Origin of the sequence: Microtetraspora fusca, assembly GCF_001570365.1 — a bacterium.
Lineage (GTDB): Bacteria > Actinomycetota > Actinomycetes > Streptosporangiales > Streptosporangiaceae > Microtetraspora > Microtetraspora fusca.
In genome coordinates, this window is sequence record NZ_BBYK01000040.1 from 129,102 (window position 1) to 153,031 (window position 23,930).

Annotated in this window: 22 protein-coding genes; 9 read left to right on the top strand and 13 right to left on the bottom strand. The window is 71.2% G+C overall.

The features are described 5' to 3' along the window. Positions 1-292 precede the first annotated feature (292 nt). From carB to pyrR, 5 genes are read right to left on the bottom strand one after another with little or no spacing between them, the layout of a single operon-like run. Entirely contained in the window at positions 293-3,577 is a 3,285-nt protein-coding gene (carB, locus tag AWQ68_RS06000; protein ID WP_066935960.1) for a carbamoyl-phosphate synthase large subunit, read from the bottom strand. Then, the gene (carA, locus tag AWQ68_RS06005) at positions 3,570-4,775 is read right to left on the bottom strand and encodes a glutamine-hydrolyzing carbamoyl-phosphate synthase small subunit (RefSeq protein WP_066935963.1); all 1,206 of its coding nucleotides are present in this window, start codon (positions 4,773-4,775) and stop codon (positions 3,570-3,572) included. The genes carB and carA overlap by 8 nt, the downstream gene beginning before the upstream one ends. Before the next feature lie 2 nt (positions 4,776-4,777). After that, positions 4,778-6,082: a dihydroorotase gene (locus tag AWQ68_RS06010; protein ID WP_066935966.1), complete on the bottom strand. Its 1,305-nt coding sequence runs from the start codon at positions 6,080-6,082 to the stop codon at positions 4,778-4,780. Further along, positions 6,079-7,014, bottom strand: a complete 936-nt coding sequence (locus AWQ68_RS06015; protein ID WP_066936626.1) for an aspartate carbamoyltransferase catalytic subunit — start codon at positions 7,012-7,014, stop codon at positions 6,079-6,081. The genes AWQ68_RS06010 and AWQ68_RS06015 overlap by 4 nt, the downstream gene beginning before the upstream one ends. Before the next feature lie 5 nt (positions 7,015-7,019). Continuing rightward, complete coding sequence (gene pyrR / locus AWQ68_RS06020; RefSeq protein ID WP_066935969.1) at positions 7,020-7,607, bottom strand: bifunctional pyr operon transcriptional regulator/uracil phosphoribosyltransferase PyrR; 588 nt, start codon at positions 7,605-7,607, stop codon at positions 7,020-7,022. 420 nt (positions 7,608-8,027) lie between these two features. On the opposite strand from pyrR, the gene bldD reads away from it, so the two are divergent. Next, a complete protein-coding gene (gene bldD, locus AWQ68_RS06025; protein WP_061256674.1) occupies positions 8,028-8,522 on the top strand; it encodes a transcriptional regulator BldD in 495 nt (164 codons plus the stop codon). A 157-nt stretch (positions 8,523-8,679) separates the two neighbouring features. Here the strand turns inward: bldD and AWQ68_RS06030 are convergent, their stop codons facing one another. Further along, on the bottom strand, positions 8,680-9,117 hold the full coding sequence (locus AWQ68_RS06030) for an SAV_6107 family HEPN domain-containing protein (protein ID WP_066935972.1): 438 nt from the start codon (positions 9,115-9,117) through the stop codon (positions 8,680-8,682). A 258-nt stretch (positions 9,118-9,375) separates the two neighbouring features. Between AWQ68_RS06030 and AWQ68_RS45625 the strand changes: the two genes are divergently transcribed. After that, positions 9,376-9,504: a hypothetical protein gene (locus tag AWQ68_RS45625; protein WP_281217594.1), complete on the top strand. Its 129-nt coding sequence runs from the start codon at positions 9,376-9,378 to the stop codon at positions 9,502-9,504. 104 nt (positions 9,505-9,608) lie between these two features. Here AWQ68_RS45625 and AWQ68_RS06035 read toward each other — a convergent pair whose 3' ends face one another. Further along, on the bottom strand, positions 9,609-10,478 hold the full coding sequence (locus tag AWQ68_RS06035; RefSeq protein WP_084463691.1) for a L,D-transpeptidase family protein: 870 nt from the start codon (positions 10,476-10,478) through the stop codon (positions 9,609-9,611). Positions 10,479-10,611: 133 nt separating this feature from the next. Between AWQ68_RS06035 and AWQ68_RS06040 the strand changes: the two genes are divergently transcribed. Both AWQ68_RS06040 and AWQ68_RS06045 read left to right on the top strand, forming a co-directional pair. Then, positions 10,612-11,088 (top strand): YbaK/EbsC family protein, encoded by a 477-nt coding sequence (locus AWQ68_RS06040; RefSeq protein WP_066935975.1) that lies wholly within the window; start codon positions 10,612-10,614, stop codon positions 11,086-11,088. A gap of 505 nt (positions 11,089-11,593) precedes the next feature. After that, positions 11,594-12,148 (top strand): GNAT family N-acetyltransferase, encoded by a 555-nt coding sequence (locus AWQ68_RS06045; protein WP_066935978.1) that lies wholly within the window; start codon positions 11,594-11,596, stop codon positions 12,146-12,148. Between the two features lie 115 nt (positions 12,149-12,263). Here AWQ68_RS06045 and metF read toward each other — a convergent pair whose 3' ends face one another. Next, complete coding sequence (gene metF, locus AWQ68_RS06050; RefSeq protein WP_066935981.1) at positions 12,264-13,193, bottom strand: methylenetetrahydrofolate reductase [NAD(P)H]; 930 nt, start codon at positions 13,191-13,193, stop codon at positions 12,264-12,266. 141 nt (positions 13,194-13,334) lie between these two features. Here metF and AWQ68_RS06055 point away from each other — a divergent pair, with 141 nt between their 5' ends. Beyond that, a complete protein-coding gene (locus AWQ68_RS06055) occupies positions 13,335-14,402 on the top strand; it encodes a polyprenyl synthetase family protein (protein ID WP_066935984.1) in 1,068 nt (355 codons plus the stop codon). A gap of 18 nt (positions 14,403-14,420) precedes the next feature. Here AWQ68_RS06055 and thiE read toward each other — a convergent pair whose 3' ends face one another. The 3 genes from thiE to AWQ68_RS06070 form a co-directional block, all read right to left on the bottom strand. Then, positions 14,421-15,068: a thiamine phosphate synthase gene (thiE, locus tag AWQ68_RS06060; protein ID WP_066935987.1), complete on the bottom strand. Its 648-nt coding sequence runs from the start codon at positions 15,066-15,068 to the stop codon at positions 14,421-14,423. A gap of 30 nt (positions 15,069-15,098) precedes the next feature. Further along, the gene (locus tag AWQ68_RS06065; protein WP_066935990.1) at positions 15,099-15,473 is read right to left on the bottom strand and encodes an Rv2175c family DNA-binding protein; all 375 of its coding nucleotides are present in this window, start codon (positions 15,471-15,473) and stop codon (positions 15,099-15,101) included. A gap of 199 nt (positions 15,474-15,672) precedes the next feature. Further along, positions 15,673-16,848: an NAD(P)/FAD-dependent oxidoreductase gene (locus AWQ68_RS06070; protein ID WP_066935994.1), complete on the bottom strand. Its 1,176-nt coding sequence runs from the start codon at positions 16,846-16,848 to the stop codon at positions 15,673-15,675. A 320-nt stretch (positions 16,849-17,168) separates the two neighbouring features. Here AWQ68_RS06070 and thiO point away from each other — a divergent pair, with 320 nt between their 5' ends. The 4 genes from thiO (at position 17,169) to pknB (ending at position 21,455) form a co-directional block, all read left to right on the top strand. Beyond that, a complete protein-coding gene (thiO, locus tag AWQ68_RS06075; RefSeq protein ID WP_066935997.1) occupies positions 17,169-18,278 on the top strand; it encodes a glycine oxidase ThiO in 1,110 nt (369 codons plus the stop codon). Then, positions 18,275-18,475, top strand: coding sequence for a sulfur carrier protein ThiS (gene thiS / locus AWQ68_RS06080; RefSeq protein WP_066936000.1), 201 nt, complete (start codon positions 18,275-18,277; stop codon positions 18,473-18,475). The genes thiO and thiS overlap by 4 nt, the downstream gene beginning before the upstream one ends. Further along, positions 18,472-19,254, top strand: coding sequence for a thiazole synthase (locus AWQ68_RS06085; protein ID WP_373281501.1), 783 nt, complete (start codon positions 18,472-18,474; stop codon positions 19,252-19,254). Before thiS ends, AWQ68_RS06085 begins: the two co-directional genes overlap by 4 nt. 95 nt (positions 19,255-19,349) lie before the next feature. Continuing rightward, positions 19,350-21,455, top strand: a complete 2,106-nt coding sequence (gene pknB, locus AWQ68_RS06090) for a Stk1 family PASTA domain-containing Ser/Thr kinase (protein ID WP_157544954.1) — start codon at positions 19,350-19,352, stop codon at positions 21,453-21,455. 56 nt (positions 21,456-21,511) lie between these two features. Here the strand turns inward: pknB and alc are convergent, their stop codons facing one another. Further along, a complete protein-coding gene (gene alc / locus AWQ68_RS06095) occupies positions 21,512-22,477 on the bottom strand; it encodes an allantoicase (protein WP_066936003.1) in 966 nt (321 codons plus the stop codon). Further along, positions 22,474-23,925, bottom strand: coding sequence for an allantoinase AllB (gene allB / locus AWQ68_RS06100; protein WP_084463692.1), 1,452 nt, complete (start codon positions 23,923-23,925; stop codon positions 22,474-22,476). The genes alc and allB overlap by 4 nt, the downstream gene beginning before the upstream one ends. Positions 23,926-23,930 lie beyond the last annotated feature (5 nt).

The following is a 23,930-nucleotide window of genomic DNA, read 5'->3' on the forward strand; positions in this document are numbered from 1 at the left end:
AGTCCCACAGCCACATGCCGACGGCCGGCCTCGCTCCACGCGGCGCCGGGAGCGCCTCCCCGGCACCGTACCCGCGGGCCACTCCGTTCGCTCAGTCCCTCAGCCTCGCACGCATGGTCGGCCTCGCTCCCTCGCTCACTCCGCGGACCCCGCGTCGTGCAGGAGGCGCGCCTCCTGCATCGCCCTCGCGGCCCACTCCGTTCGCTCAGTCCCTCAGCCTCGCACTCATGGTCGGCCTCGCTCCCTCGCTCACTCCGCGGACCGCTCGTGCCTCGCGGGCCACTCCGTTCGCTCAGTCCCTCAGCCTCCTGGCATGCTCCTGGAGCGACCGTACGCCCACGTCGCCGCGGACGATGTGCTGGATGCCCTGAACGGCGGCGGCGAGTCCCTGAACGGTGGTGATGCAGGCGATGCCGCGCAGGACGGCGGCGGTGCGGATCTCATACCCGTCCAGCCGCGGCCCGGACTGCCCCGGGCTCCCATACGGCGAGTTCACGATCAGATCCACCTCCCCGTCCAGAATCCGCCGCACGATCGTCGGCTCACCATCGGGACCGGTCCCGTCACTGTGCTTGCGCACGATCTTGGCACGGACACCGTTACGGCGCAGCACCTCCGCCGTCCCCTCGGTCGCCAGGATCTCAAACCCCAGGTCCGCCAGCGCCTTGACCGGGAAGATCACCGACCGCTTGTCCTTGTTCGCCACCGACACGAAGGCCCGGCCCTTGGTCGGCAGATCCCCGTACGCGGCGGCCTGGGACTTGGCGTAGGCGGTGCCGAAGAACTCGTCGATGCCCATCACCTCACCGGTCGAGCGCATCTCCGGCCCCAGCACCGTGTCCACACCCCGGAAGCGGTTGAACGGCAGCACCGCCTCCTTCACCGCGATCGGCGCGTCCAGCGGCAGGGTCCCCCCATCACCGGAGGCGGGCAGCATCCCCTCGGCGCGCAGCTCGGCGATGGTGGCGCCGAGCATGACCCGGGCGGCGGCCTTGGCCAGCGGCACCGCGGTCGCCTTGGACACGAACGGCACCGTCCGGCTGGCGCGCGGGTTGGCCTCCAGCACGTACAGGACCCCGGCGGCCATCGCGTACTGCACGTTCAGCAGCCCGCGCACGCCCACCCCGCGGGCGATCCCCTCGGTTGCGGCGCGGATCCGCTTGATGTCGAACCCGCCCAGCGTGATCGGCGGCAGCGCGCAGGCCGAGTCGCCGGAGTGGATGCCGGCCTCCTCGATGTGCTCCATCACGCCGCCCAGATACAGCTCCTCGCCGTCGAACAGGGCGTCCACGTCGATCTCGATCGCGTCGTCGAGGAACTTGTCGATCAGCACCGGGTTGTCCGACGCCTGGACGGCGCTGGCCATGTAGGAGGCCAGGGTGTCGTCGTCGTAGACGATCGCCATCCCCGCCCCGCCCAGCACGTACGACGGCCGGACCAGGACCGGGTAGCCGATCTCGGCGGCGATCGACTGCGCCTCCGCGACACTCAGCGCGGTGCCGTGCTTGGGAGCCGGCAGGTTCGCCTCGGCGAGCACACGGCCGAACGCGCCGCGCTCCTCCGCGAGGTGGATCGACTCCGGCGACGTGCCGACCACCGGCACCCCGGCGTCCTTGAGCGCCTGGGCCAGGCCGAGCGGCGTCTGACCGCCGAGCTGGACGATGACCCCGGCGACCGGGCCGCTCTCCTGCTCCGCGTGCACGACCTCCAGCACGTCCTCGAGCGTCAGCGGCTCGAAGTACAGGCGGTCGGACGTGTCGTAGTCGGTCGAGACGGTCTCGGGGTTGCAGTTGACCATCACCGTCTCGTAACCGGCCTTGGCCAGCTCGAACGAGGCGTGGACGCACGCGTAGTCGAACTCGATGCCCTGCCCGATCCGGTTCGGCCCGCTGCCCAGGATGATCACCTTGGGCCGGTCCCCGGCCGGGACCTCGGTCTCCTCGTCGTAGGTGGAGTAGAGGTAGGGCGTCTTGGCGGCGAACTCGGCGGCGCAGGTGTCCACGGTGTTGTAGACGGGACGCACGCCGGACTCGTGACGCGCCTCGCGTACGCGCGACTCGGCGACCCCGAGGATCTCGGCGATCTGCGCGTCGCTGAAGCCGTACCGCTTGGCGGTCATCAGGGTCGGCCGGTCCAGCCCGGTGATCGAGCGGGCCGTCTCGTCGATGCCGTACAGCTGGTCGAGGAACCACGGGTCGACCTTGGTCGCCTCGAACAGCTCCTCCAGGGTGGCGCCGGCGCGGATGGCCTGCTGCATCGTGCGCAGCCTGCCGTCGTGCGGCGTCCGGCACGCCTCCAGCAGCTCCCGCAGGTCGCCCGGCTCGCCGACCCAGGAGAACGACGAGCCCTTCTTCTCCAGCGACCGCAGCGCCTTCTGCAGCGCCTCGGGGAAGGAGCGGCCGATGGCCATGGCCTCGCCGACCGACTTCATGTGCGTGGTCAGCGTCTGGTCCGCGCCCGCGAACTTCTCGAACGCGAAGCGCGGCACCTTCACCACGACATAGTCGAGCGACGGCTCGAACGACGCCGGGGTCTCACGGGTGATGTCGTTGGGGATCTCGTCCAGCGTGTAGCCGATCGCGAGCTTGGCCGCGATCTTCGCGATCGGGAACCCGGTCGCCTTCGACGCCAAAGCAGACGAGCGCGACACTCGCGGGTTCATCTCGATCACGATCATCCGGCCCGTGTCCGGGTTGACCGCGAACTGGATGTTGCAGCCGCCGGTGTCCACCCCGACCTCGCGGATCACCGCGATCGCCACGTCCCGCATGTTCTGGTACTCGCGGTCGGTCAGCGTCATCGCCGGCGCCACGGTCACGCTGTCACCGGTGTGCACGCCCATCGGGTCGATGTTCTCGATGGAGCACACGATCACCACGTTGTCCGCGCGGTCGCGCATGACCTCCAGCTCGTACTCCTTCCAGCCGAGGATGGACTCCTCCAGGAGCACCTCGGTGGTCGGAGAGGCGTCCAGACCGGCGCCGGCGATCCGCAGCAGGTCGGCCTCGTCGTAGGCGAACCCCGATCCGGCCCCGCCCATGGTGAACGAGGGCCGCACCACCAGCGGATAGCCCAGCTCGTCGACGGCGGCCAGGCAGTCCTCGATCGAGTGGCAGATGACGCTGCGGGCGGACTCGGCGTTCAGGCCGCGCTCGGCGGCGACCTTGGCGACGATCTCCTTGAACCGCTCCCGGTTCTCCCCGGCCTGGATCGCGTCGAAGTTCGCGCCGATCAGCTCCACCCCGTACCGGTCCAGGACGCCGGCCTCGTGCAGGGCCACCGCGGTGTTGAGCGCGGTCTGCCCGCCCAGGGTGGGCAGCAGCGCGTCCGGCCGCTCCTTGGCGATGATCTTCTCGACGATGTCCGGAGTGATCGGCTCGACGTAGGTGGCGTCGGCGAACTCGGGGTCGGTCATGATCGTGGCGGGGTTGCTGTTGACCAGGATGACCCGGAACCCCTCCGCCCGCAGCACGCGGCAGGCCTGGGTGCCGGAGTAGTCGAACTCGCACGCCTGCCCGATCACGATCGGCCCCGAGCCGATCACCATGATCGACCTGATGTCCGTGCGCTTAGGCACCCTTCTCCCCCGTTTCGCTCGTCGTCTCCGGCCGGCCGCCGTTCGCCCGCCCCATCAGCTCGCAGAACTCGTCGAAGAGGTATGCGGCGTCGTGCGGCCCGGCCGCGGCCTCCGGGTGGTACTGCACGCTGAAGCCCGGGTAGTCGAGCAGCCGCAGCCCCTCCACGCAGCCGTCGTTCAAGTTCACGTGGCTCACCTCGGCCCGCCCGTACGGCGTGTCGAACGGCCCGTCGAGCGGGGCCTGGACGGCGAAGCCGTGGTTGTGCGCCGAGATCTCCACCTTGCCGGTCCTGCGGTCCTGGACCGGCTGGTTGACGCCCCGGTGGCCGTACCGGAGCTTGTAGGTGCCCAGCCCCAGCGCGCGGCCGAGGATCTGGTTGCCGAAGCAGATGCCGAAGAACGGCCGGCCCGCGTCCAGCACGCCGCGCAGCGCCTCGACGGCGAAGTCGGCGGTGGCCGGGTCGCCGGGGCCGTTGGAGAAGAACACGCCGTCCGGCTCGATCGCGAGGATGTCCGCCGCGGTCGCGGTCGCGGGCAGCACGTGCACCTCACAGCCCCGCTCGGCCATCCGCTCCGGCGTCATCGCCTTGATCCCCAGGTCGACCGCCGCGACCGTGAACCGCTTCTCGCCCACGGCCTTCACCACGTACGGCTCGGCCGTGGAGACCTCGCGGGCCAGGTCGGCGCCCTCCATACCGGGCGAACGCCGTACCCGCTCCACCAGCTCGTCGATGTCGACTCGCGCCGGGTCCGCGCCGGTGCCGGCCAGCGCCGCGCCGGAGAACACCCCGGCCCGCATCGCGCCGCGCTCGCGCAGGTGACGGGTCAACGCCCGCGTCCCCGCCATGGCGATCCCCACCACGCCCTGATCACGCAGGTACTCGTCCAGGCTCTTGGTGGACCGCCAGTTCGACCGGACCCGCGAGGGCTCGCGCACCACGTAGCCCGACACCCAGATCCGGCCCGACTCCGGGTCCTCCTCGTTCACGCCGGTGTTGCCGATGTGCGGCGCGGTCATCGCCACGATCTGCCGGTGGTACGACGGGTCGGTCAGCGTCTCCTGGTACCCGGTCATCCCGGTGTTGAAGACCATCTCGCCGAACGTCTCGCCGACGGCTCCGAAGGCCGTCCCCTCGAAGACCCTGCCGTCCTCCAGCACGAGCAGTGCCGTGTTCACGGTCTCGCTCTCCTCACTCATCGTCACACCAGCTTCCCTTCGAGAACGGTCGGGCGGCCGCGCAGCAACGTGGCCACGACCCGGCCAGGAAGCGTCATCCCCTCGTACGGCGTGTTGCGGCTCTTTGACGCCATCGCCGCCGGATCCACCGCCGTACGGACCGAGGGGTCGCAAAGCGTGATGTTGGCGGCCGCGCCGGCCTCCAGCGGGCTGCCGTGGCCGCTCAGCCTGCCGATCCTGGCCGGCCGGTACGACATGCGGTCGGCGACGCCGGCCCAGTCGAGCAGGCCGGTCTCGACCATGGCCTCCTGGACCACGGACAGGGCCGTCTCCAGCCCGATCATGCCCATGGCGGCCGCGGCCCACTCGGTCTCCTTGTCCTCGACCGGGTGCGGGGCGTGGTCGGTGGCGACGCAGTCGATCGTCCCGTCCGCGAGCGCCTCGCGCAGCGCGAGGACGTCCTCGTTCGTGCGCAGCGGCGGGTTCACCTTGTAGATCGGGTTGTACGGCCCCACCGGGGAACGCTCCACGCACGCGTCGGTGAGCAGCAGGTGGTGCGGGGTCACCTCGGCGGTGACGTCCCAGCCCTTCGACTTGGCCCAGCGGATGATCTCGACCGATCCCGCGGTGGAGACGTGGCACACGTGCAGCCGGGAGCCGACGTGCGCGGCCAGCAGGCAGTCGCGGGCGATGATCGCCTCTTCGGCGACGGCCGGCCACCCGGTCAGGCCGAGCCTGCCGGAGATCTCGCCCTCGTTGACCTGGGCGCCCTCGGTCAGCCGCGGCTCCTGGGCGTGCTGGGCGACGACGCCGTCGAACGCCTTGACGTACTCGAGCGCCCGGCGCATCAGGACGGCGTCGGAGACGCACTTTCCGTCGTCGGAGAAGACCCGGACCCGGGCGGCGGAGTCGGCCATGGCGCCCAGTTCGGCGAGCTGCCTGCCCTCCAGGCCCGACGTCACGGCGCCGACCGGCTGGACGTCGCAGTGGCCGTACTCCTGGCCGAGCCGCCAGACCTGCTCGACGACGCCCGCGGTGTCGGCGACCGGCGAGGTGTTGGCCATGGCGTGGACGGCGGTGAACCCGCCGCGCGCGGCGGCCTGGGTGCCCGTCTGGACAGTCTCGGCGTCCTCACGGCCGGGCTCGCGCAGGTGCGTGTGCAGGTCGACCAGGCCGGGCAGCGCGACCAGGCCGGTCGCGTCGATCGTCTCGGCCTTGCCCGACTTGCCGGCGGCCGCGCCGACCTCGGCGATGACGCCGTCCCTGATGAGGATGTCGCACGGGTCCCCACCGAGGACGCGGGCGTTCTTGATCAGAATGGTGGTCACAGGTCTCCCCCGATCGCGGGCTCGGACCCGCTCAGCAGCAGATAGAGAACGGCCATGCGGACGGTCACGCCGTTCGCCACCTGCTCCACGATCGTCGAGCGGGGCGAGTCGGCGACCTCGGCGGAGATCTCCATGCCGCGGTTCATCGGGCCGGGGTGCATGACGATGGCGTCGTCGTGCAGGCGGGCGAAGCGTTCGCGGTCCAGCCCGTAGCGGCGGCTGTACTCCCGGGCGGACGGGAAGTAGGCGGCGTTCATCCGCTCGAGCTGCACCCGGAGCATCATGACGACGTCGGACTTCGGCAGCACCGCGTCCAGGTCGTAGGAGACCTGGCAGGGCCAGGTGTCCACGGCCACGGGCAGCAGGGTCGGCGGGGCGACCAGGGTCACCTCGGCGCCGAGCGCGTGCAGCAGCAGGACGTTCGACCGGGCGACCCGGCTGTGCAGGACGTCGCCCACGATGGCGACCTTGAGCCCTTCGACGCGGCCCATCCTGCGCCGCATGCTGAACGCGTCGAGAAGCGCCTGCGTGGGGTGCTCATGGGTGCCGTCGCCGGCGTTGACCACGCTGCCGCGCACCCAGTTGGCGAGGCGGTGCGGGGCGCCGGAGGCGGCGTGCCTGATGACGACCGCGTCCGCGCCCATGGCCTCGAGGGTCAGCGCGGTGTCCTTGAGCGACTCGCCCTTCGACACGCTCGACCCCTTGGCCGAGAAGTTGATGACGTCGGCGGACAGGCGCTTGGCCGCGGCCTCGAACGAGATGCGGGTCCGGGTGGAGTCCTCGTAGAAGAGGTTGACCACCGTGCGGCCCCGCAGCGTCGGCAGCTTCTTGATGGAGCGCTCGGAGACCCGGGCCAGCTCCTCGGCCGTGTCCAGGACGAGCAGGGCGTCGTCGCGGGTCAGGTCCCCCGCGGAGATCAGATGCCGCTTCATCGTGCTCACCGCTCCCCGTTCGTCTCGCCGGCGTCGGGCCGGTCGTCTCCCTTGATGAGCAGTACGGCGTCGCGTCCGTCGATCTCCTCGAGGTAGACCTTCACCTTCTCGCTCTTGGAGGTCGGCAGGTTCTTGCCGACGTAGTCGGCTCGGATGGGCAGTTCGCGGTGGCCCCGGTCGACCAGGGTGGCGAGCTGGACGGCCCGCGGGCGGCCCACGTCGTTGAGCGCGTCGAGCGCCGCGCGGACGGTCCGGCCGGAGAAGAGCACGTCGTCGACGAGGACGACCGTCCTGCCGTCCACGCCCTCGGCGGGAAGGTCCGTACGACCGAGGGGGCGCGCGGGACGCAGCCGGAGGTCGTCGCGGTACATCGTGATGTCGATGGTGCCGACGGGCACCTTCACACCTTCGAACTGGGAGATGCGCTCCGCGATCCGGAACGCGAGCGTCGCGCCGCGGGTCGGGATGCCGAGCAGCACGACCTTCTCCGCACCCTTGGTGCGTTCGAGGATCTCGTGCGCGATTCGGGTCAACGCCCGGTGGATGTCGGGGCCCTCAAGGACCGCTCGGGCCTGATTTCGGGCATCGGACATGGAGATATCACCACCTTTCCCGCCTCACAGGACGGGGCTTAAAGGGTGTCTGGCGGCCCCAGGCTACCAGTCCGCTTCCGACGCGCCCGACGGGGTCACCCCCTCCTGCCAGCGGCGATGGCGGCGAAGAGGCCCGCCGTTCGCTCTGGGCGTCACTCCCCCGAAACCCGAGGCAGTCTCGGATGGGGGGATTGAGGGGAGAACACTGTTTGGCGCTCTTTTTTCCAATCAGCTTGACCTTTGCGAGTGGCGGCTTTACCGTCACTGTGCGTAACCGCAACACATGACCTTCCTGGGTAAAACCCGACGCAGCGGTCACCGAAGGTGCCTGTCTCAGGCGCCCGCCCCGGTGTTCTGTGCATACGGGTCAAGGAAGGAGAATCAAGTTGAGAACAGACATAGAGAGCCGGGGGCCACACGATGCCGTCTGACTACGCCAAGTCGCTCGGCGCGCGACTGCGCGCGATCCGCACCCAGCAGGGGCTCTCCCTGCACGGGGTAGAAGAGAAGTCCCGTGGCCGGTGGAAGGCCGTCGTGGTCGGCTCCTATGAGCGCGGCGACCGCGCGGTGACCGTGCAGAAGCTGGCCGAGCTTGCCGAATTCTACGGTGTTCCGGTGTCTGAGCTGCTTCCCGGAGGTGCCGCTCCCAGCCCGCTGGCACCCGCGCCGAAGCTTGTCATCGACCTGGAGCGGCTCTCGCAGCTTCCGAAGGACAAGGCGGGCCCGCTCGCCAGGTACGCCGCGACCATCCAGAGCCAGCGTGGTGACTACAACGGCAAGGTGCTGTCGATCCGCCAGGAGGACCTGCGCTCGCTTGCGGTCATCTATGACAAGTCGCCGGTGGAGCTGACCGAGGAGTTCATCAGCTGGGGCGTGCTGGACGCGGAGGCCCGCCGGGCCGTGGAGTCCTTCTGACCGGCGACGCCGTCGTCCCGTTCTGAACACGCGCGATCGTTACGGGGCCCCGAGCCGCCCGGTCCGGCCGCTCGGGGCCCTGACCATGAGAGAACCGACGCCGTCATAAGAGGCACGCCGTTCTGACCGTTCCGGGCTCACGCCCGACAGCGGCCGCTCATCCCGCCATGGGCAGGGCCGACTGACCCGGCACCCCGAGAAGAGCCTCGATCTCGCCGACGAACCTGTCCGCCTCGGCGACGAGCTCCTCGGCGTCGCGCTGACTGACCACGCGGGTCATCCCCGCCTCCGCCGCCGCGCGCTTGGTGGCGCTCACCGCGAAGAACGCGGCCCAATCCGCCAGCTTGGGCTCGGCCTCGGGCAGCAGCTCCCATGCGCTGCGCAGCCGACGCCGCCGGCCGTCCATGGGACGGGGACGAGCGGCCAGCACGGCCGCCGCCGCCTTGAGCGCCGCGAGATGGGCCGACACGTACCTGTCCGCCGGCGTGGAGCCGCCGAGAGCGTCCGCCAGGCAGGCACGGGCGTCCGCGAGATGCGCCAGAACGGCCTGGGGGATTTTGGGCCCGCTCCTGCGGTCATCGACCTGTCCAGTCACGCCCGCCTCCTTGAGTCGTGGCTTCCGGCGCTGCTCGCCGGTGAGATCACCCTTGCAGACGGCACCGACAATCTGTCACGGCGGCCGGACGAGGAGCTTCCCCTCTCCCCGTCCGGCCAACGCCGTGGACCGCACCGCGCTCGTCTCCGCCGACGACGAAGGCACGGCATCCAACGGGGTGAGTGCGAGCCGCGAGTCCCGCACTCACCGCCTCGAACATAAATTCGACCAGGTTCACTGTCAAGCATCATGGCGAACATGGGTTCGATTGATCATGCGGTCGCGGAACGATCGCTGACCACCGGAAACGCGGAAAGCCCTACCGGCAAGGGGTTTCGAGAGCGGGCGATCGTCGTCAGTGCGACCGGAGCACTCTTCGAAGATTGAAGCCCGGCGCGGCTTCCCGGGCAGCGCGCGATCCGGAGCATGACGCGGGCCCGGAGCGAAACGCCCCGGGCCCGGTGATCGGCCTGGACGAGCAGGACCGCGCGTCAGCGGACGAACTTCCCCCGCACGTGGACGGGAACGCCGGTCCCGAGCATTCCGGGCAGGATCTCGGCCACGTTCATCGGCAACCGCACGCACCCGTGGGACGCGGGGTAGAGCGGCACGGACAGCGCGCCGTGGAGGGCGATGCCGCCGTTGAAGAAGATCGGGTTGTAAAGCTGCCCCAGGTAGGACCGGTGCCAGCCGCTTCGGCGCCAGGTCGTCTTGTAGTCGCCCGTCGGCGTCCTGGCGCTCCCGGTGAACTTCGTCCGCTTGCCGTTCCACATGGCGTACTCCGTGTACGGGATCCCGCTTCCGGAGGAGACGTGCGAGATGAGCTTCACCTCACCGCCGGAGTACAGCACCATGATCTGCTGGGTGAGGTTGACCTCGACCCGGTCCGGCTTGCCGCGCGGCACCAGGACCTTGGGCGCCTTGGGGTTCTCCAGCGCACGCCAGGTGCGGCTCGCCACCGTGCTCGTCGGCGCGATGCCCTGGACCTTCTGGAACGCCCACACCGCCATCTGGGTGGTCCCGCCGTACTTGCCGTCGAGCGGGCCGGGCACGTAGCCGAGTTCCTTCAGCCGCGCCTGCAACGCCTTGACCTCGGTTCCCTTGGAGCCGGGCTTGAGCGTACGGCCGGGCGCGGTGAACGGCGCGAACCCCGCGGAGGCCGCGCTCACCCCGGCGCCGGTCGTCGCCGCGACCGGCGTCACGCGCGTGGGCTCCATGCGGATCGGCGCGGTGGCTGCGGCCGGCCGCAGCCGTGTGGCGTCCGTTCTCGCCTCTCCTGCTCCAGCCATGCCGCAGCCCGCGACCGTCACGGCCCCCACCGCGACGAGCGTCGCGGCGGCAGTCCACCGTCGAGCCCCCATTCGGACCAACCCTTTCAGTTGTCTCCCAGTGTTGGATCAATGGACATTAACCCACGGAACCGATAATCCCGTGTAGTCACCATGGGGCCGTAATGCGTGGCCCATGGCCTGTCCACCTGATTAGAGTTGCCTGATGCTCGAAAAGTTGCATCCGAACGTCGCCCGCGTGACAGAGGTCCTGCGTTCCCACGACGTCGAGGGCGATGTCGTGGTTTTTCCCGAATCCGTGCCGACCGCCGCGGCCGCCGCCGAGCGACTCGGCTGCGAGGTGGGGGCGATCGCCAACAGCCTGATCTTCGACGCGGACGGTGAGCCGCTCCTGGTCCTCACCAGCGGCGCGCACCGGGTGAACACGGAGCTGATCGCGGGACTTGTGGGCGCCGCCAAGGTACGGCGTGCCTCGCCGGAGTTCGTACGCCTTCACACCGGGCAGGCGATCGGAGGCGTGGCGCCGGTGGGCCATCCGGCCCCCGTACGCACGCTGGTGGACACCTGGCTGGGCAAGCACGAGGTCGTCTGGGCCGCGGCCGGCCACCCGCACACGGTCTTCCCCACCTCGTTCGACGAGCTGATAAGGATCACCGGCGGCACCGCGGCCGAGGTGGAGTGACGCGCTCCCCGGTCTGAACCCGGAGCACCGCGGACGACGCCGACAGCGGCCACTCCCCTGACCGCGCCCCCGCATTCCGGGTATTCCGCTCTTCCACCGGAGAGAGCAGACCCACCGCGGGCGATCCACGCGCCGCCGTACGCCGGGAACGCCCGCCGTGGGCGCCGCCGCCACGCGGCCCATCAGCGGAGTTCTCGCCGGGCGGCGGCGCGGGAAACGGCTTTGCTAATGTGCGGAAATCGGCGTCCTTCCGCGGCTGAAAGCCGGGGGAAACAGCGCCCGGCCTTCCCGCCGAGGTCGGCGCGCGGTTCGCAGAAAGGCGGTCCGAATCGCGGCGGTCCCGATTCCTTCCGGCGCGGACACGGTGCTCCCCGCCGGGTTCCCGACCAGAAAGCAGACGTGCATTGGCCATCGCGGAATCCCCTGAGCCCCTTGGACCGGACAGGTACGGCGGCGAGGGCGCTCCCCTCGCCCGGAGGGGCGGGGCCTGCGCCCGGGATGCGCGATGATCGAGCTGCGGCGGATCGGTCCCGACGAGTTCGTCGGGGTGCTCGACACGGTCCTCGCCATCTATACGGCCGCCATGCGACCGCCCCCCGACCAGCTCTCCGGCCGTCTCGGCATCATGCGCAATCACGCGACATATCCAGATTTCGTCTGCGTTGTCGCGGAAACTCCGGAAATCATTGGCTTTGCTTATGGATTTCACGGGATGCCGGGGCAATGGTGGCACGACATCGTGGCGAGATCCCTGACAGACCAGTCCGGCGGCGCGGCCACCGAGGAGTGGTTCGGCGACGCGCTGGAAATCGCGGAGATCCACGTCCTCCCCGGCCACCAGGGCAGGGGCATCGGCCGCCGGCTGATCCACACCATCTGCGAGGGCCGGCCGGAGCGTACGGCCGTGCTCTCGACGCACGACGCCCCGACCGTGGCGCGGCGGCTCTATCGGGACATCGGCTTCGTCGACCTCATGACGGAGTTCGCCTTTCCCGGCAGCCGCGAGAGCTACGCGATCGCCGGGACCCGGCTCCCCCTCACGCCGAGGAACCGGGCCTGACCGAAAGTCCCGCACTCCGCGTACTGGCCGCACACCACGAGAGCGCCCGGCTGCCGGGAGACGGCCACCCCGGCCCAGGCCGACTGCGGCCGGCGGCGAGAAAGCCGGGAGCGACTCAGGCGGTGAGCGCGGTGGGGCTCGCGGCGAGCGCCTGGAAGACCTCGCGGGTCGCGCTCGACCTGTTGAAGGTGATGAAGTGGATGCCCGGCGCGCCCTCGTCCAGCAGCGTCTGGCACATCTCCGCCGCGTGCTCGACGCCGAGGCGGCGTACCGCCGCCGGGTCGTGCGCGACCTTCTCGAACCGGGCCGCCACCTCCGGCGGGAACGGGGCGCCCGACAACTGCTCGGAACGGGCGATCGTGCTCATCTGGGTCACCGGCATGACGCCCGGGATGATCGGCGTGTCGCAGCCCTTGGCGGCCACCCGGTCCCGCAGGCGCAGGTAGTCCTCCGCGCGGAAGAACATCTGCGTGATCGCGTAGTCGGCTCCGGCCCGGCACTTGCGCACGAAGTACTCGGTGTCCGACTCGACCGTGGCGGACCGGGGGTGCTTGTACGGGAAGGCCGCCACGCCCACGCAGAAGTCGCCGGACTGGCGGATCAGCCGGACCAGCTCCTCGGCGTACGTCACGCCCTCGGGGTGCTTGACCCACTCGTCCAGCGGGTTGCCGCCGGGCGGGTCGCCGCGTACGGCCAGGATGTTGCGCACGCCCGCGTCGGCGAACCTGCCGATCAGGTGGCGTAGCTCCTTGAGGGAGTGGTCGACCGCGGTGAAGTGCGCGACCGGGGTCAGCGTGGTCTCGTGGGCGAGGCGCTCGACGATCTCGACCGTGCGGTCGCGCGTGCTGCCGCCGGCGCCGTACGTCACGGACACGAAGGTGGGCCGCAGCGCCTCCAGCTCACGGATCGCGCGCCACAGCTGCCGCTCCCCCTCGTCGTTCTTCGGCGGGAAGAACTCGAACGAGAACGACCGCTCCCCCTTCGCGAGCAGCTCGCGGATCGTGGGAACGCGGTCCGGAAGTCGTGACGGGAGACCCAAAGCCATGGTGACCAGGCTACCGTCCTGGCCTCCGCCGACAGCGGGGCCTCTCACCATACGGACGAAACGCGGTCGCTTTGTTACCTGTGACCACTTAAGTCTCCCCACGTCTCCACTGTTCCATCTATGCCGGTTACGCTCAGAGTCATGACGACGTCCGCCGCCCCGCTCGACCTTGTACGTTTCGAAGTGGATCGATCGCTACGAAGGTTCCTCGACGAGCAGCGTCCGTTCTTCGACGACCCCCAGTTCGCCGTGCTGCTGTCCGCCGTGGACGACTTCATCGCGGGGGGCAAGAGACTGCGTCCGGCCTTCTGCCACTGGGGGTGGCGGGCGGCCGGCGGCGGTGACGACCCGGCGGTATACCGTGCCGCCGCCTCGCTCGAACTCCTGCAGGCGAGCGCGCTCATCCACGACGACGTGATGGACGCGAGCGACCTGCGGCGCGGCATGCCCGCGGCGCACCGCCGCTTCGAGCGGCTGCACGCCGAGTCGGGGTGGCACGGGTCGGCGGAGCAGTTCGGTGAGGGCGCGGCGGTGCTGCTCGGCAACCTCCTCCTCGTCTGGGCGGGACAGATGTGGCGGACCAGCGGCGTGTCCGACGAGGCACTGGCCGCCGCGCAGCCGGTCTACGACCACATGCGCACCGAGCTGATGTTCGGGCAGTACCTCGACCTGCTCGAGCAGGCCAAGGGCGAGAGCACCTTCGAGAGCGCCCTGCGCGTGGCCCTGTACAAGAGCGGCAAATATTCGGTGGAGCAGCCGCTGCGGCTCGGCCTCGTCCTCGCCGCGCGCGGCGTGACCCCGTGGATCGACCGGCTCTGCGTCGAGTACGGCCAGAAGGTCGGCATCGCGTTCCAGCTTCGCGACGACGTCCTCGGGGTCTTCGGCGACCCCGCCGAGACGGGCAAGCCCGCGGGCGACGACCTGCGCGAGGGCAAGCGCACCATGCTGATCGCGCGCACGCTCGCCTCCGCCACCGACTCCCAGGCCGAGGTCGTACGCACGTTGCTGGGCGACCCGAAGCTGGACGAGGAGGGCGTGGCGCGGCTCCGCCTGGTCATCGAGGAGACCGGCGCGCTGGCCCAGTGCGAGGACATGATCAAGCGCTATCTCGACGACGCGCTCCGATCCCTCGAACGCGCGCCGATCAAGGCCGAGGCGCGCGACGCGCTGGGCGCGCTGGCCGTCGCCGCCACCACGCGGCGCACCTGACAGCGGGCCGGAGGGCTCTCAGAGGGAGACGGCGTCGAGGCGGGCGCGCAGCTCGGCCGTCGCCGCCGCCGGGTCCTCCGCCTCGGTGATCGCCCGTACGACGACGACCCGGCGCACGCCGTGGGAGAGGACCTCGTCGAGGTTCCCGAGATCGATGCCGCCGATGCCGAACCACGGCCGGTCCGTGTCCAGCCGGGAGGCGTGATCCAGCAGCGCCACGCCGGGAGCGGGACGGCCGGGCTTGGTCGGCGTCGGCCAGATCGGCCCACAGCAGAAGTAGTCCACGCCGGGCTCGGACGCCGCCGCGGTGGCCTCCTCGGCCGAGTGGGTGGACCTGCCGATCAGGATGTCCGGCCCGAGGATCTCCCGGGCGACGGACACCGGCAGGTCGTCCTGGCCGAGGTGCAGGATGTCGGGGCGCGCGGCGCGGGCGACGTCGGCACGATCGTTCACCGCGAGCAGCGCGCCGTGCCGGTCGCAGGCCTCGCGGAAGACCTCCAGGAGCGCGAGCTCCTCGCGCGCCTCCAGCCCCTTCTCGCGGAGCTGGACGATGTCCACACCGGCGGCCAGCACGGCGTCGAGGAACTCGGGCAGATCGCCACGGCCACGCCGGCCGTCGGTGCAAAGGTAGAGCCGGGCGTCGGCCAGCCGCTTTCGGAGATTCACCCCACTACCATGCCACGCCCGGCGAATCGGTCAGAATCCGAGAGCCTGCGCCCTGCGCTTGACCTCGGTGTGCCGTCCGGCGCTGATCGCGTCGATCGGCGCCCCTGGAAGCGAGTCGTCCGGTGTGAAGAGCCAGCGGATCGACTCGACCTCGTCGTATCCTGCGTCCGCCAGCACGGTGAGCGTGCCGGGCAGTCCCTTGAGCACGTCGCCCTGGTCCAGGAACCGCGCCGGGATCTGCGGCTCTCCGGAGCCCCTGCGGGCGCCCACGAGCTTCTTGTCCTTCAGTAGCTGCTTGGCCCGGCCGATGGTGAGTTCGAGCCTCTTCGCGACCTCAGAGAGGGAGAGCCACTCCCCTACGAGCCGGTCGGTCTCTCTGTCGATCTGCGCAACAGTAAGCGTCACAAATCCACGATTACCACAGGTGGCCGCCGCAAAACACCTCGATTGCGGAGCGCCCGGTAAAGCCTGACGCGCGTCGCGGCCGACACGCCGGCCACTTCGCGTTCTCCTCCGGCCCGCCGTCCGTACTCCGTCTGCCCGCTGCGGACCGTCGCCGGGCCGTCCGAGAGCCTCCGCCCGCTTCCCGCACGTCCGCCGCCGGCTAGGTCAGGACGCAGTCGCGGAGGTGGGTCGCGGGGTCGGAGATCCGGGCCACGTCCATCCGCCGCGCGGCCTCGATCAGACGCCGCCCCTGCACGAGGTCGCGGGGCCGATCGACGGTCAGCACGGCGGCGAGCCGATCGTCGTCGGTGAGCCAGCAGGCCGCCCACTTCCGGTCCGATTCGGGCTTCCCTCTCAGGATCCGGCGGGCGTTGTCACGGCATCCGGCGAACTGCACCATCCGGCCGAACTGCTCCGACCAGAAGTACGGGACGGGGTCGTACACCGCCTCCTCGCCGAGCAGGGTGGCGGCGGCGGTGTCCGGGGCGCCGAGCGCGTTGTCCCAGTGCTCGACCCGCATCCGCCTGCCGAACCTGCGCGACCACCAGTTGGCGCAGTCGCCCACGGCGACGACGCCGGGCACGGACGTGCGCAGGTGCTCGTCCACGACGACGCCGTTGTCGAGCTCCACGGCCGAGCCCTTCAGCCAGTCGACGGCGGGACGTACGCCGACCCCGGTCACGACGACGTCCGCCGGGATGCGCGTGCCCGACATGAGCGTCAGGCCGTCGGGATCGACGGAGCCGACCACGGCGCCGAGCCGCAGCTCGATGCCCGCCTCGGCGTACCAGCCGGTGGTGTACGCGCCGGCGGTGGTGCCGAGGGCCGCGGCCAGCGGAGCCTCCCCGGCCTCGACGACCGTGACGGCGCACCCGGCCTTCGCCGCCGCGGTGGCCACCTCGGCGCCGATCCAGCCGGCGCCGATGACGGCGACGCGGGCGCCGGGCACGAGCCGGGAGCGCAGCTCGATGGCGTCGTCGATGGTGCGCAGGACGTGTTGCCTGCCCTCGCCGCGCAGCCGTACGGGCGTGGCGCCCGTGGCGATGACGAGCCCGTCGAACGCGAGCTCCCCTTCCGTGGTCTCCAGTACGCCGGCGCCGAGCCCCTTGGCGGCGGTCCCGAGGAGCAGCCGCACGTCGAGGGCGTCCAGGTCGGAGTCGACCACGGTGGAGTCGGTCTCTCCGAGCAGCACCGCCTTGGAAAGGGGCGGCCTGTCATAGGGGCGATGACGTTCTTCGCCGATCAGCGTGATCCGGCCGGCGAACCCATGGGCTCGCAGGGCCTCGATGCTCCGTATCCCGGCCAGGCCGGCGCCTACCACCACGACGTGATCCACGCCCTGACCCTAGATCGGCCACCGGGGCACCCGCCAATGGAGATTTGGTAACGAGTTGAGCAAGTAGCCCGCACGAGCGGCATTGACCATGTTGTGCGTGACACTCCCGATCAAGACTAGTCTTGAGGCGTAAGACGCGCGGGAGCCCGGTGAGCCGGGCTGAGAGGAGAGCGTACGGAGCGGCGAGGGCCGCAGTGAGTGGAGTGGCAGGCGAGGAACGAGCCTCCCGCGAAGCGAACGAGGACCCGAGCGCGACCGTGTGACAGCTCTCGACCGCCAGAACACCTGATCCGGGTAATGCCGGCGAAGGGAGCGCAGAGGTGCGTGGCTACGACGTGGTCGTCGTGGGCGGTGGTGTGGTGGGCCTGTCGGCGGCCTGGCGCGCCGTCCAGGGCGGCCTTTCCGTTGCGGTTGTGGATCCCGATCCGGGAGCGGGGGCGTCGCACGCGGCGGCCGGGATGCTCGCCCCGGTCAGCGAGGTGACGTACACCGAGGAACCGTTGCTGCGGCTCGGGCTGGCGTCGCTGGAGAGGTGGCCGTCCTTCCGGGACGAGCTGCAGGAGGAGAGCGGCGTCGATCTCGACTACCGCGCCGAGGGCACGCTCGAGGTCGCGTACGGCCCGGACGACATGGCGTACCTGGAGGATCTCGCGGCGTTCGAGCAGACGCTCGGCCTGCCGGTGGAGCGGTTGACAGGCCGCGAGTGCCGGAAGTTCGAGCCGATGCTGTCGCCGTCGGTGCGCGGCGGGCTGCTGGCCGCGGGCGACGCCTGGGTGAATCCGCGCCTGGTGGTGCGGGCGCTGTTGGCGGCGTTCGAGCGGGCGGGCGGCACGCTGGTGCGCGACCGGGTGACCGAGCTGGTGGTGGACGGGGACGAGACCCGCGGCGTACGGCCGGCGTCGGGTGAGGAGCTGTCCGCGTCCCGGGTGGTGATCGCGGCGGGCTCCTGGTCGGCGTCGCTCGCGCCCGGCCTGCCGGTGCGGCCGGTCAAGGGCCAGATCCTGCGGCTGCGCGGCCCGAAGGGCTTCCTGAGCCGGTGTGTACGGGGGAAGGTGCACGGGTCGTCCGTGTACCTGGTGCCCAGGGGCGACGGCGAGGTCACGCTCGGCGCCACCGTCGAGGAGCTGGGGTTCGACGGCCGGGTGACCGCGGGCGGCGTCTACGAGCTGCTGCGTGACGCGCGCGAGCTGGTCCCGGGCATCACGGAGCTGGAGCTGGTGGAGACGACCGTCGGCTTCCGGCCCGGCACCCCCGACAACCTGCCGCTGATCGGCCCGGCGGTCGCGCCGGGTGTGATCGCGGCGACCGGTCACCACCGCAGCGGCGTGCTGCTCGCGCCGGTCACCGCTGAGGCGGTCACGGCGTTCCTGACCGGCGGCGACGTGCCCGACGCCGTACGGTCCTGCGATCCGGAAAGGGGCCTGCGATGAAGGTGACGATCAACGGAGACGCCGGCGAGCTGCCCGACGGCTCGACCGTGGCACAGGCCGTGCGCATGCTCACGGCGATGACCAGCGGCGTCGCCGTGGCGGTGAACGACGTGGTGGTGAGCAAGGGCGCCTGGGAGTCGACCTCGCTGTCCGAGAACGACCGGGTCGAGGTGCTGACGGCGGTGCAGGGAGGATGACCGTGAACGACATGGACGACGCGCTGGTCATCGGCGGGGAGAAGTTCTCCTCCCGGCTGATCATGGGCACCGGCGGCGCCCCTTCCCTGGACGTGCTCGACCGGGCGCTCGAGGCGTCCGGCACGGAGCTGACGACGGTCGCCATGCGGCGGCTGGACCCGGCGGTCCAGGGGTCGGTGCTCGACGTGCTGCGCCGGCGCGGCATCAAGGTCCTGCCGAACACGGCGGGCTGCTTCACCGCGGGTGAGGCCGTACTGACCGCGCGCCTGGCCAGGGAGGCCCTGGAGACGAACTGGGTGAAGCTGGAGGTCATCGCCGACGAGCGGACCCTGCTGCCCGACCCGATCGAGACGTTCGACGCCGCCGAGCGGCTGGTGGCGGACGGCTTCGTCGTGCTGCCGTACATCGGGGACGATCCGGCGCTCGCCCGCAGGCTGGAGCAGGCGGGGTGTGCGGCGGTGATGCCGCTGGGCGCGCCGATCGGGTCCGGTCTGGGCATCCGCAACCCGCACAGCATCGAGCTGATCGTCGAGGCGGCCTCGGTCCCGGTGATCCTCGACGCGGGTCTGGGCACCGCGAGCGACGCCGCGCTGGCGATGGAGCTGGGCTGCGACGCCGTGCTGCTGGCGACGGCGGTGACGCGCGCCCAGCGGCCGGAGCTCATGGCCTCCGCGATGCGCTCGGCGGTCGAGGCGGGGCGGATGGCGCGGCTGGCCGGCCGCATCCCCCGGCGGCGGTACGCGGAGGCGTCCTCACCCTCGTTGCCGCGGTTCGCATAACGTTCCACCCCAAGATCCGCATTATGGTCCAATTCGGTCACAGTCTCGGAGCCGAAAGGGCATACCCGTGACAAAGGACCCGTAAACTCAGGCGGGTGGACACGTCGTTAACCGACCCGTTGGTGGGGCAGCTGCTCGACGGACGTTATCGCGTCGAGTCGAGGATCGCCCGGGGCGGCATGGCCTCCGTTTACCTCGCGATGGACACCCGGCTCGACCGGATGCTCGCCCTCAAGGTGATGCACCGGTCGCTGGCCGAGGACCCGAAGTTCGTCCAGAGGTTCATCGGCGAGGCCAAGTCGGTCGCGAGCCTGTCCCACCCCAACGTGGTCCAGGTCTTCGACCAGGGCATGGACGGGTCCACCGTCTATCTCACGATGGAGTACGTGCCGGGCAAGACCCTGCGCGACGTGCTGCGCTCGCGCGGGCCGCTGCCCGCCCGGGAGGCGATCGAACTCCTGATCCCCGTCCTGGCCGCCCTCGGCGCGGCCCACCAGGCGGGGCTCATCCACCGGGACGTCAAGCCGGAGAACGTGCTGCTCGCCGACGACGGCCGGGTCAAGGTCGTGGACTTCGGCCTGGCCCGTGCCGTCGAGGCGAGCAACCAGACCAAGACCGGCATGATGATCGGCACGATCGGTTACATGTCTCCCGAGCAGGTGACCTCGGGGGTCGCGGACGCCCGCAGCGACGTCTACGCGGCCGGGGTCATGCTGTTCGAGCTGATCACCGGGCGTCAGCCGTACGAGGGCGAGACCCCGATGTCCATCGCCTACCGGCACGTGCACGACAGCGTGCCGCCGCCGTCCTCGATCGTCTCCGGTATCCCTCCGCAGGTCGACGCCCTGGTGGCCGCCGCCACCGCGAGGGACCCCGCCCGCCGCCCCGCCGACGCGACCGCCATGCTGGTGGCCGCCGTCGAGGCGCATCGTACGATGCCGCGTGGGCCGGCCGACCGGCCCATGGCGCCGGGCGCTCCGGGAAGGGCGGCCGGCGGGGCGCACAGCATGCCGGGGACGCACAGCCAGCCCGGTGTGTCGCACAGCCATCCCGGAGTGTCCAGGACGTCCGGTGTGCACAGCGCACCCGGAACGCAGAGCATGCCGGGCACGCACCCCTCGTCGCCGGGGATGCAGAGGTCTGCGGGGATGCACAGCTCGCCCGGGATGCACAGCTCGCCGGGGGCCGTCACGACGGCGTACAACGGCCGCGGGCCGGACGCGCCCGCGCACACCATGATCCAGCCGAAGCACGAGATCGCGACGACGGAGACGCGCAAGACCCGGCGGTCCGGACGGCGATCGACCTGGTTGCTCATCGGCCTCGTCGTGGTGATGCTCGGCGGCATCGCGTTCAGCGGCTGGTTGTTCTCCCGGGTGGAGTACAAACGGGTCCCCGACCTGCTGGGGAAGCAGATCGTGGCGGCCCGCCAGCAGGCGGAGAACGCGGGCTTCGTGGTCAAGCTCGGGGAGCCCAGGTTCGACGAGAAAGTCGGCAAGGATCTGGTCCTGGAGATCACGCCCGCTCCCGGCAGCGAGGTCGAGGAGGGGTCGCAGCTGACGCTTGTGGCGTCCAAGGGCCCAGAGACCGTCCCGGTGCCGAACGTCGAGAAGCTCAGCGTGGGCGACGCCAAGGTCAAGATCGCCGAGGCCGGCCTGGAGGTCGGCCAGGTGAGCACCGTCTCCAGCAACACCGTCGAACGCGACGCCGTCATCGGCACCAAGCCGCCGGTCGGCAGCCGGGTCAGGAAGGGCGAGACGATCAACCTGGTGGTCAGCGCGGGCCTGCTGATGCCGGACGTCTCGAAGATGATGAAGGACCAGGCGGTGCAGTTCCTCCAGGAGCGGGGCTTCCAGGTCCAGGTCGACGAGACGGCCGACGCCAACCCGCCGGGCACGGTGATCGCGCAGGATCCGGCGGCGGGTGCCGCCGTGGCCGGCGGCGCCAACGTACGGCTGACCGTCTCCAGGGGGCCGGACACCGGCTGGCACTGGCCGTGGGAGACCGACCCGTCGCTCGCCACCCCCGACTTCGTGGCCGTCCCCAACGTGCTCTTCAAGGACGTGGGCGAGGCCAAGCGCGAGCTGGAGGCCGCGGGGTTCCCGGTGGAGACCCGCGCGCTGGCCGGCGGGCAGCGCGTCCTCGGGCAGAACCCGACCGGTGACCAGCCCCGGGGGACGACCGTCATCCTCTGGCACTGAGCCCGGCATCGAGGAGCCCGTCCATCCCGTGAACCGGGGTGGACGGGCTCTTCCGCTCAGGAGACCAGGGAGCCGAGCAGCCGCAGCCGGGCCAGCCCGCCGTCGGGGAAGATGTCGATCCGGGCGTGGGTCAGCGGTCTGTCGTCGTCGAGGCGGAACCGGTGCCGGGTGTCGGGCTGGAGTCGCGTCTCAGGCAGCAGAGGGAACCAGGCGTCCTCGTCGTCGAGCGCGGCCGACCGGCCGTCGATCCCCCGCAGCGCGGCCGCGCCCGGGGCGTTGTACAGGAGGTTCGTCGTGTCCAGCTCGGCCACGGCGACGGTGCCCGGCCCGGCGAGGGCGACGACCAGCCAGTCGTTGCCACCGTCGCGCCGGCGCGCGGTCTCCCAGCCCTCGGCCTGGTTCCTGGCGAGCCCCGGCGCGAGCGCGTTCTCGGGCGAGGAGTAGAACTCGTCCGAGCATGCGACGACGAGCGCCCCGTTCTCCAGCGCGGCCAGATCGACGGTCAGACCGGACAGGAGCCGCGGATCCGGCACCACCTCCCCGTACACGCGCAGCCGCGCCACGCCGCCGTCGGGGAAGACGTTCAACCGCACGTGCGTGAACCGCCGCGGGTCGCTCACCTCGAACTCGTGCGCGGCGTCGCCCTTGAGCGCGGCGCGCGGCACGATCTCCACCCACCCGGTCAGCTCGTCCGGCGCCGGGTAGCCGTCCGCCGCGCACGCCTCGACGGACGCGAACGGCGGATAGTTGCCGGTGAACCAGGCGGTGTCGATCACGACCGACCTGATCACGCCGGGCAGGCCGAGCCGTACCAGGGCCCATTCATGGCCGGGCTCGCGCCGCCTGCGGGTCTCCCACCCGTCGTAGACCTGGCCCTTGGCGCCGAACGTGCGGGGGCGGAACTCGGGGCGTCCCGGCCTGATCAGCGCCTCCTTCGCGGCGAACGACTCGTCGCTCGCCGCCAGCACCGAGCCTCCGTACGTGCGGAGCGCGAGGTCGGGGAGCCTGCCGTGCCCTCTCATCCGATCCCCTCCCCGGCGAGGAGCCGGCCGCGCGGGGCGTCGGCGCCGGCCGGTCGGCCGCGCAGCCAGGTGCGGACGACGACCCCGGTCAGCGTCCTGCCGTCGTAGGGCGTCACCGGGTGCCGGTGGTGCAGCGCGGCGGCGTCCACGGTGAACCGCCCCTCCGGGTCGAAGGCGACCAGGTCCGCGTCCGCGCCCGGCCTGATCGCCCCCTTGTACGGCAGGCCCACCAGCGCTGCCGGCCCCTCCGCCATCCACCGCGCCACCTCGCTCAGGCCGTAGCCGCGTTCCCTCGCGGACGTCCAGACGACGGGGAGACTGAGTTGCAGCGAGGAGATCCCGCCCCAGGCCGCGGCGAAGTCGGGCGCCTTGAGGTCGGGCGGGGACGGCGAGTGGTCGGAGACGACGCCCATCAACAGCCCGTCGGCGAGTCCCCGCCAGAGGGCCTCGCGGTTGGCGGCCTCCCTGATCGGAGGGCAGCACTTGTAGGCGGGCCCGCTGACCTCCTCGGCGCTCAGGGTGAGGTAGTGCGGGCAGGTCTCCGCGCTGATCCGCACGCCGTCCCGGCGCGCCGCCCGCAGCACGTCGAGGCAGGACGCGGACGACACATGGACGATGTGGACGCGGGCGCCGATCTCGGCGGCCAGCTCGACGACCTGCTCGACGGCCCTGCGCTCGGCCTCCGCCGTACGGGATGCCAGGAAGTCCGGGTACGTCGGGCCGAGCGGGTCGGTGAGGAGCGCCGGATCCTCGGCATGGACGATCATCAGCCCGTCGAACGCCGCCAGCGTCCGCAGGGCCTCCCGCAGCCCGGCGCGGTCAAGGGCGGGGAACTCGTCCACGCCGGACGGCGAGAGGAAGCACTTGACGCCGAAGACCCCGGCCCGGTGCAGCGGCTCCAGCTCACCCGCGTTGCCGGGGACCGCCCCGCCCCAGAAGCCGACGTCGACGTGGCACCGCCCCTCGGCGGCCTGCCGCTTGATCTCCAGGGCGGCCACGCTCACCGTGGGCGGCAGCGCGTTGAGCGGCATGTCGACGACGGTCGTGACTCCCCCGGCGGCCGCCGCCCTGGTGGCCGAGGCGAACCCCTCCCAGTGCGTACGGCCCGGCTCGTTGACGTGGACGTGGGTGTCGACCAGGCCGGGAAGCAGCGCCACCTCCCCCAGGTCCACCGCCTCCCGTGCCGCCCCCTCCTGTCGGGTTTCGAACGTGTCGTACGCGAGCAGCGCCGCGATCCTGCCGTCCTGTACGGCCACCGTGAGCGGCCGCACGCCCTCCGGGGTGACCACCCGCCGAGACCGCACGACCAGGTCGAACCCGGGCCGCCCACCCCGTGCGGACGCGAGAGAACCGGACGCCCCGGGCTCGGAAAGCCCGGCGGAAAGTGGGCCCCCGGGCGTTCCCGGCGCGGGAACCTCGGCCGTCCCGGGGGCGAGCGGCTCAGTCATGGCGG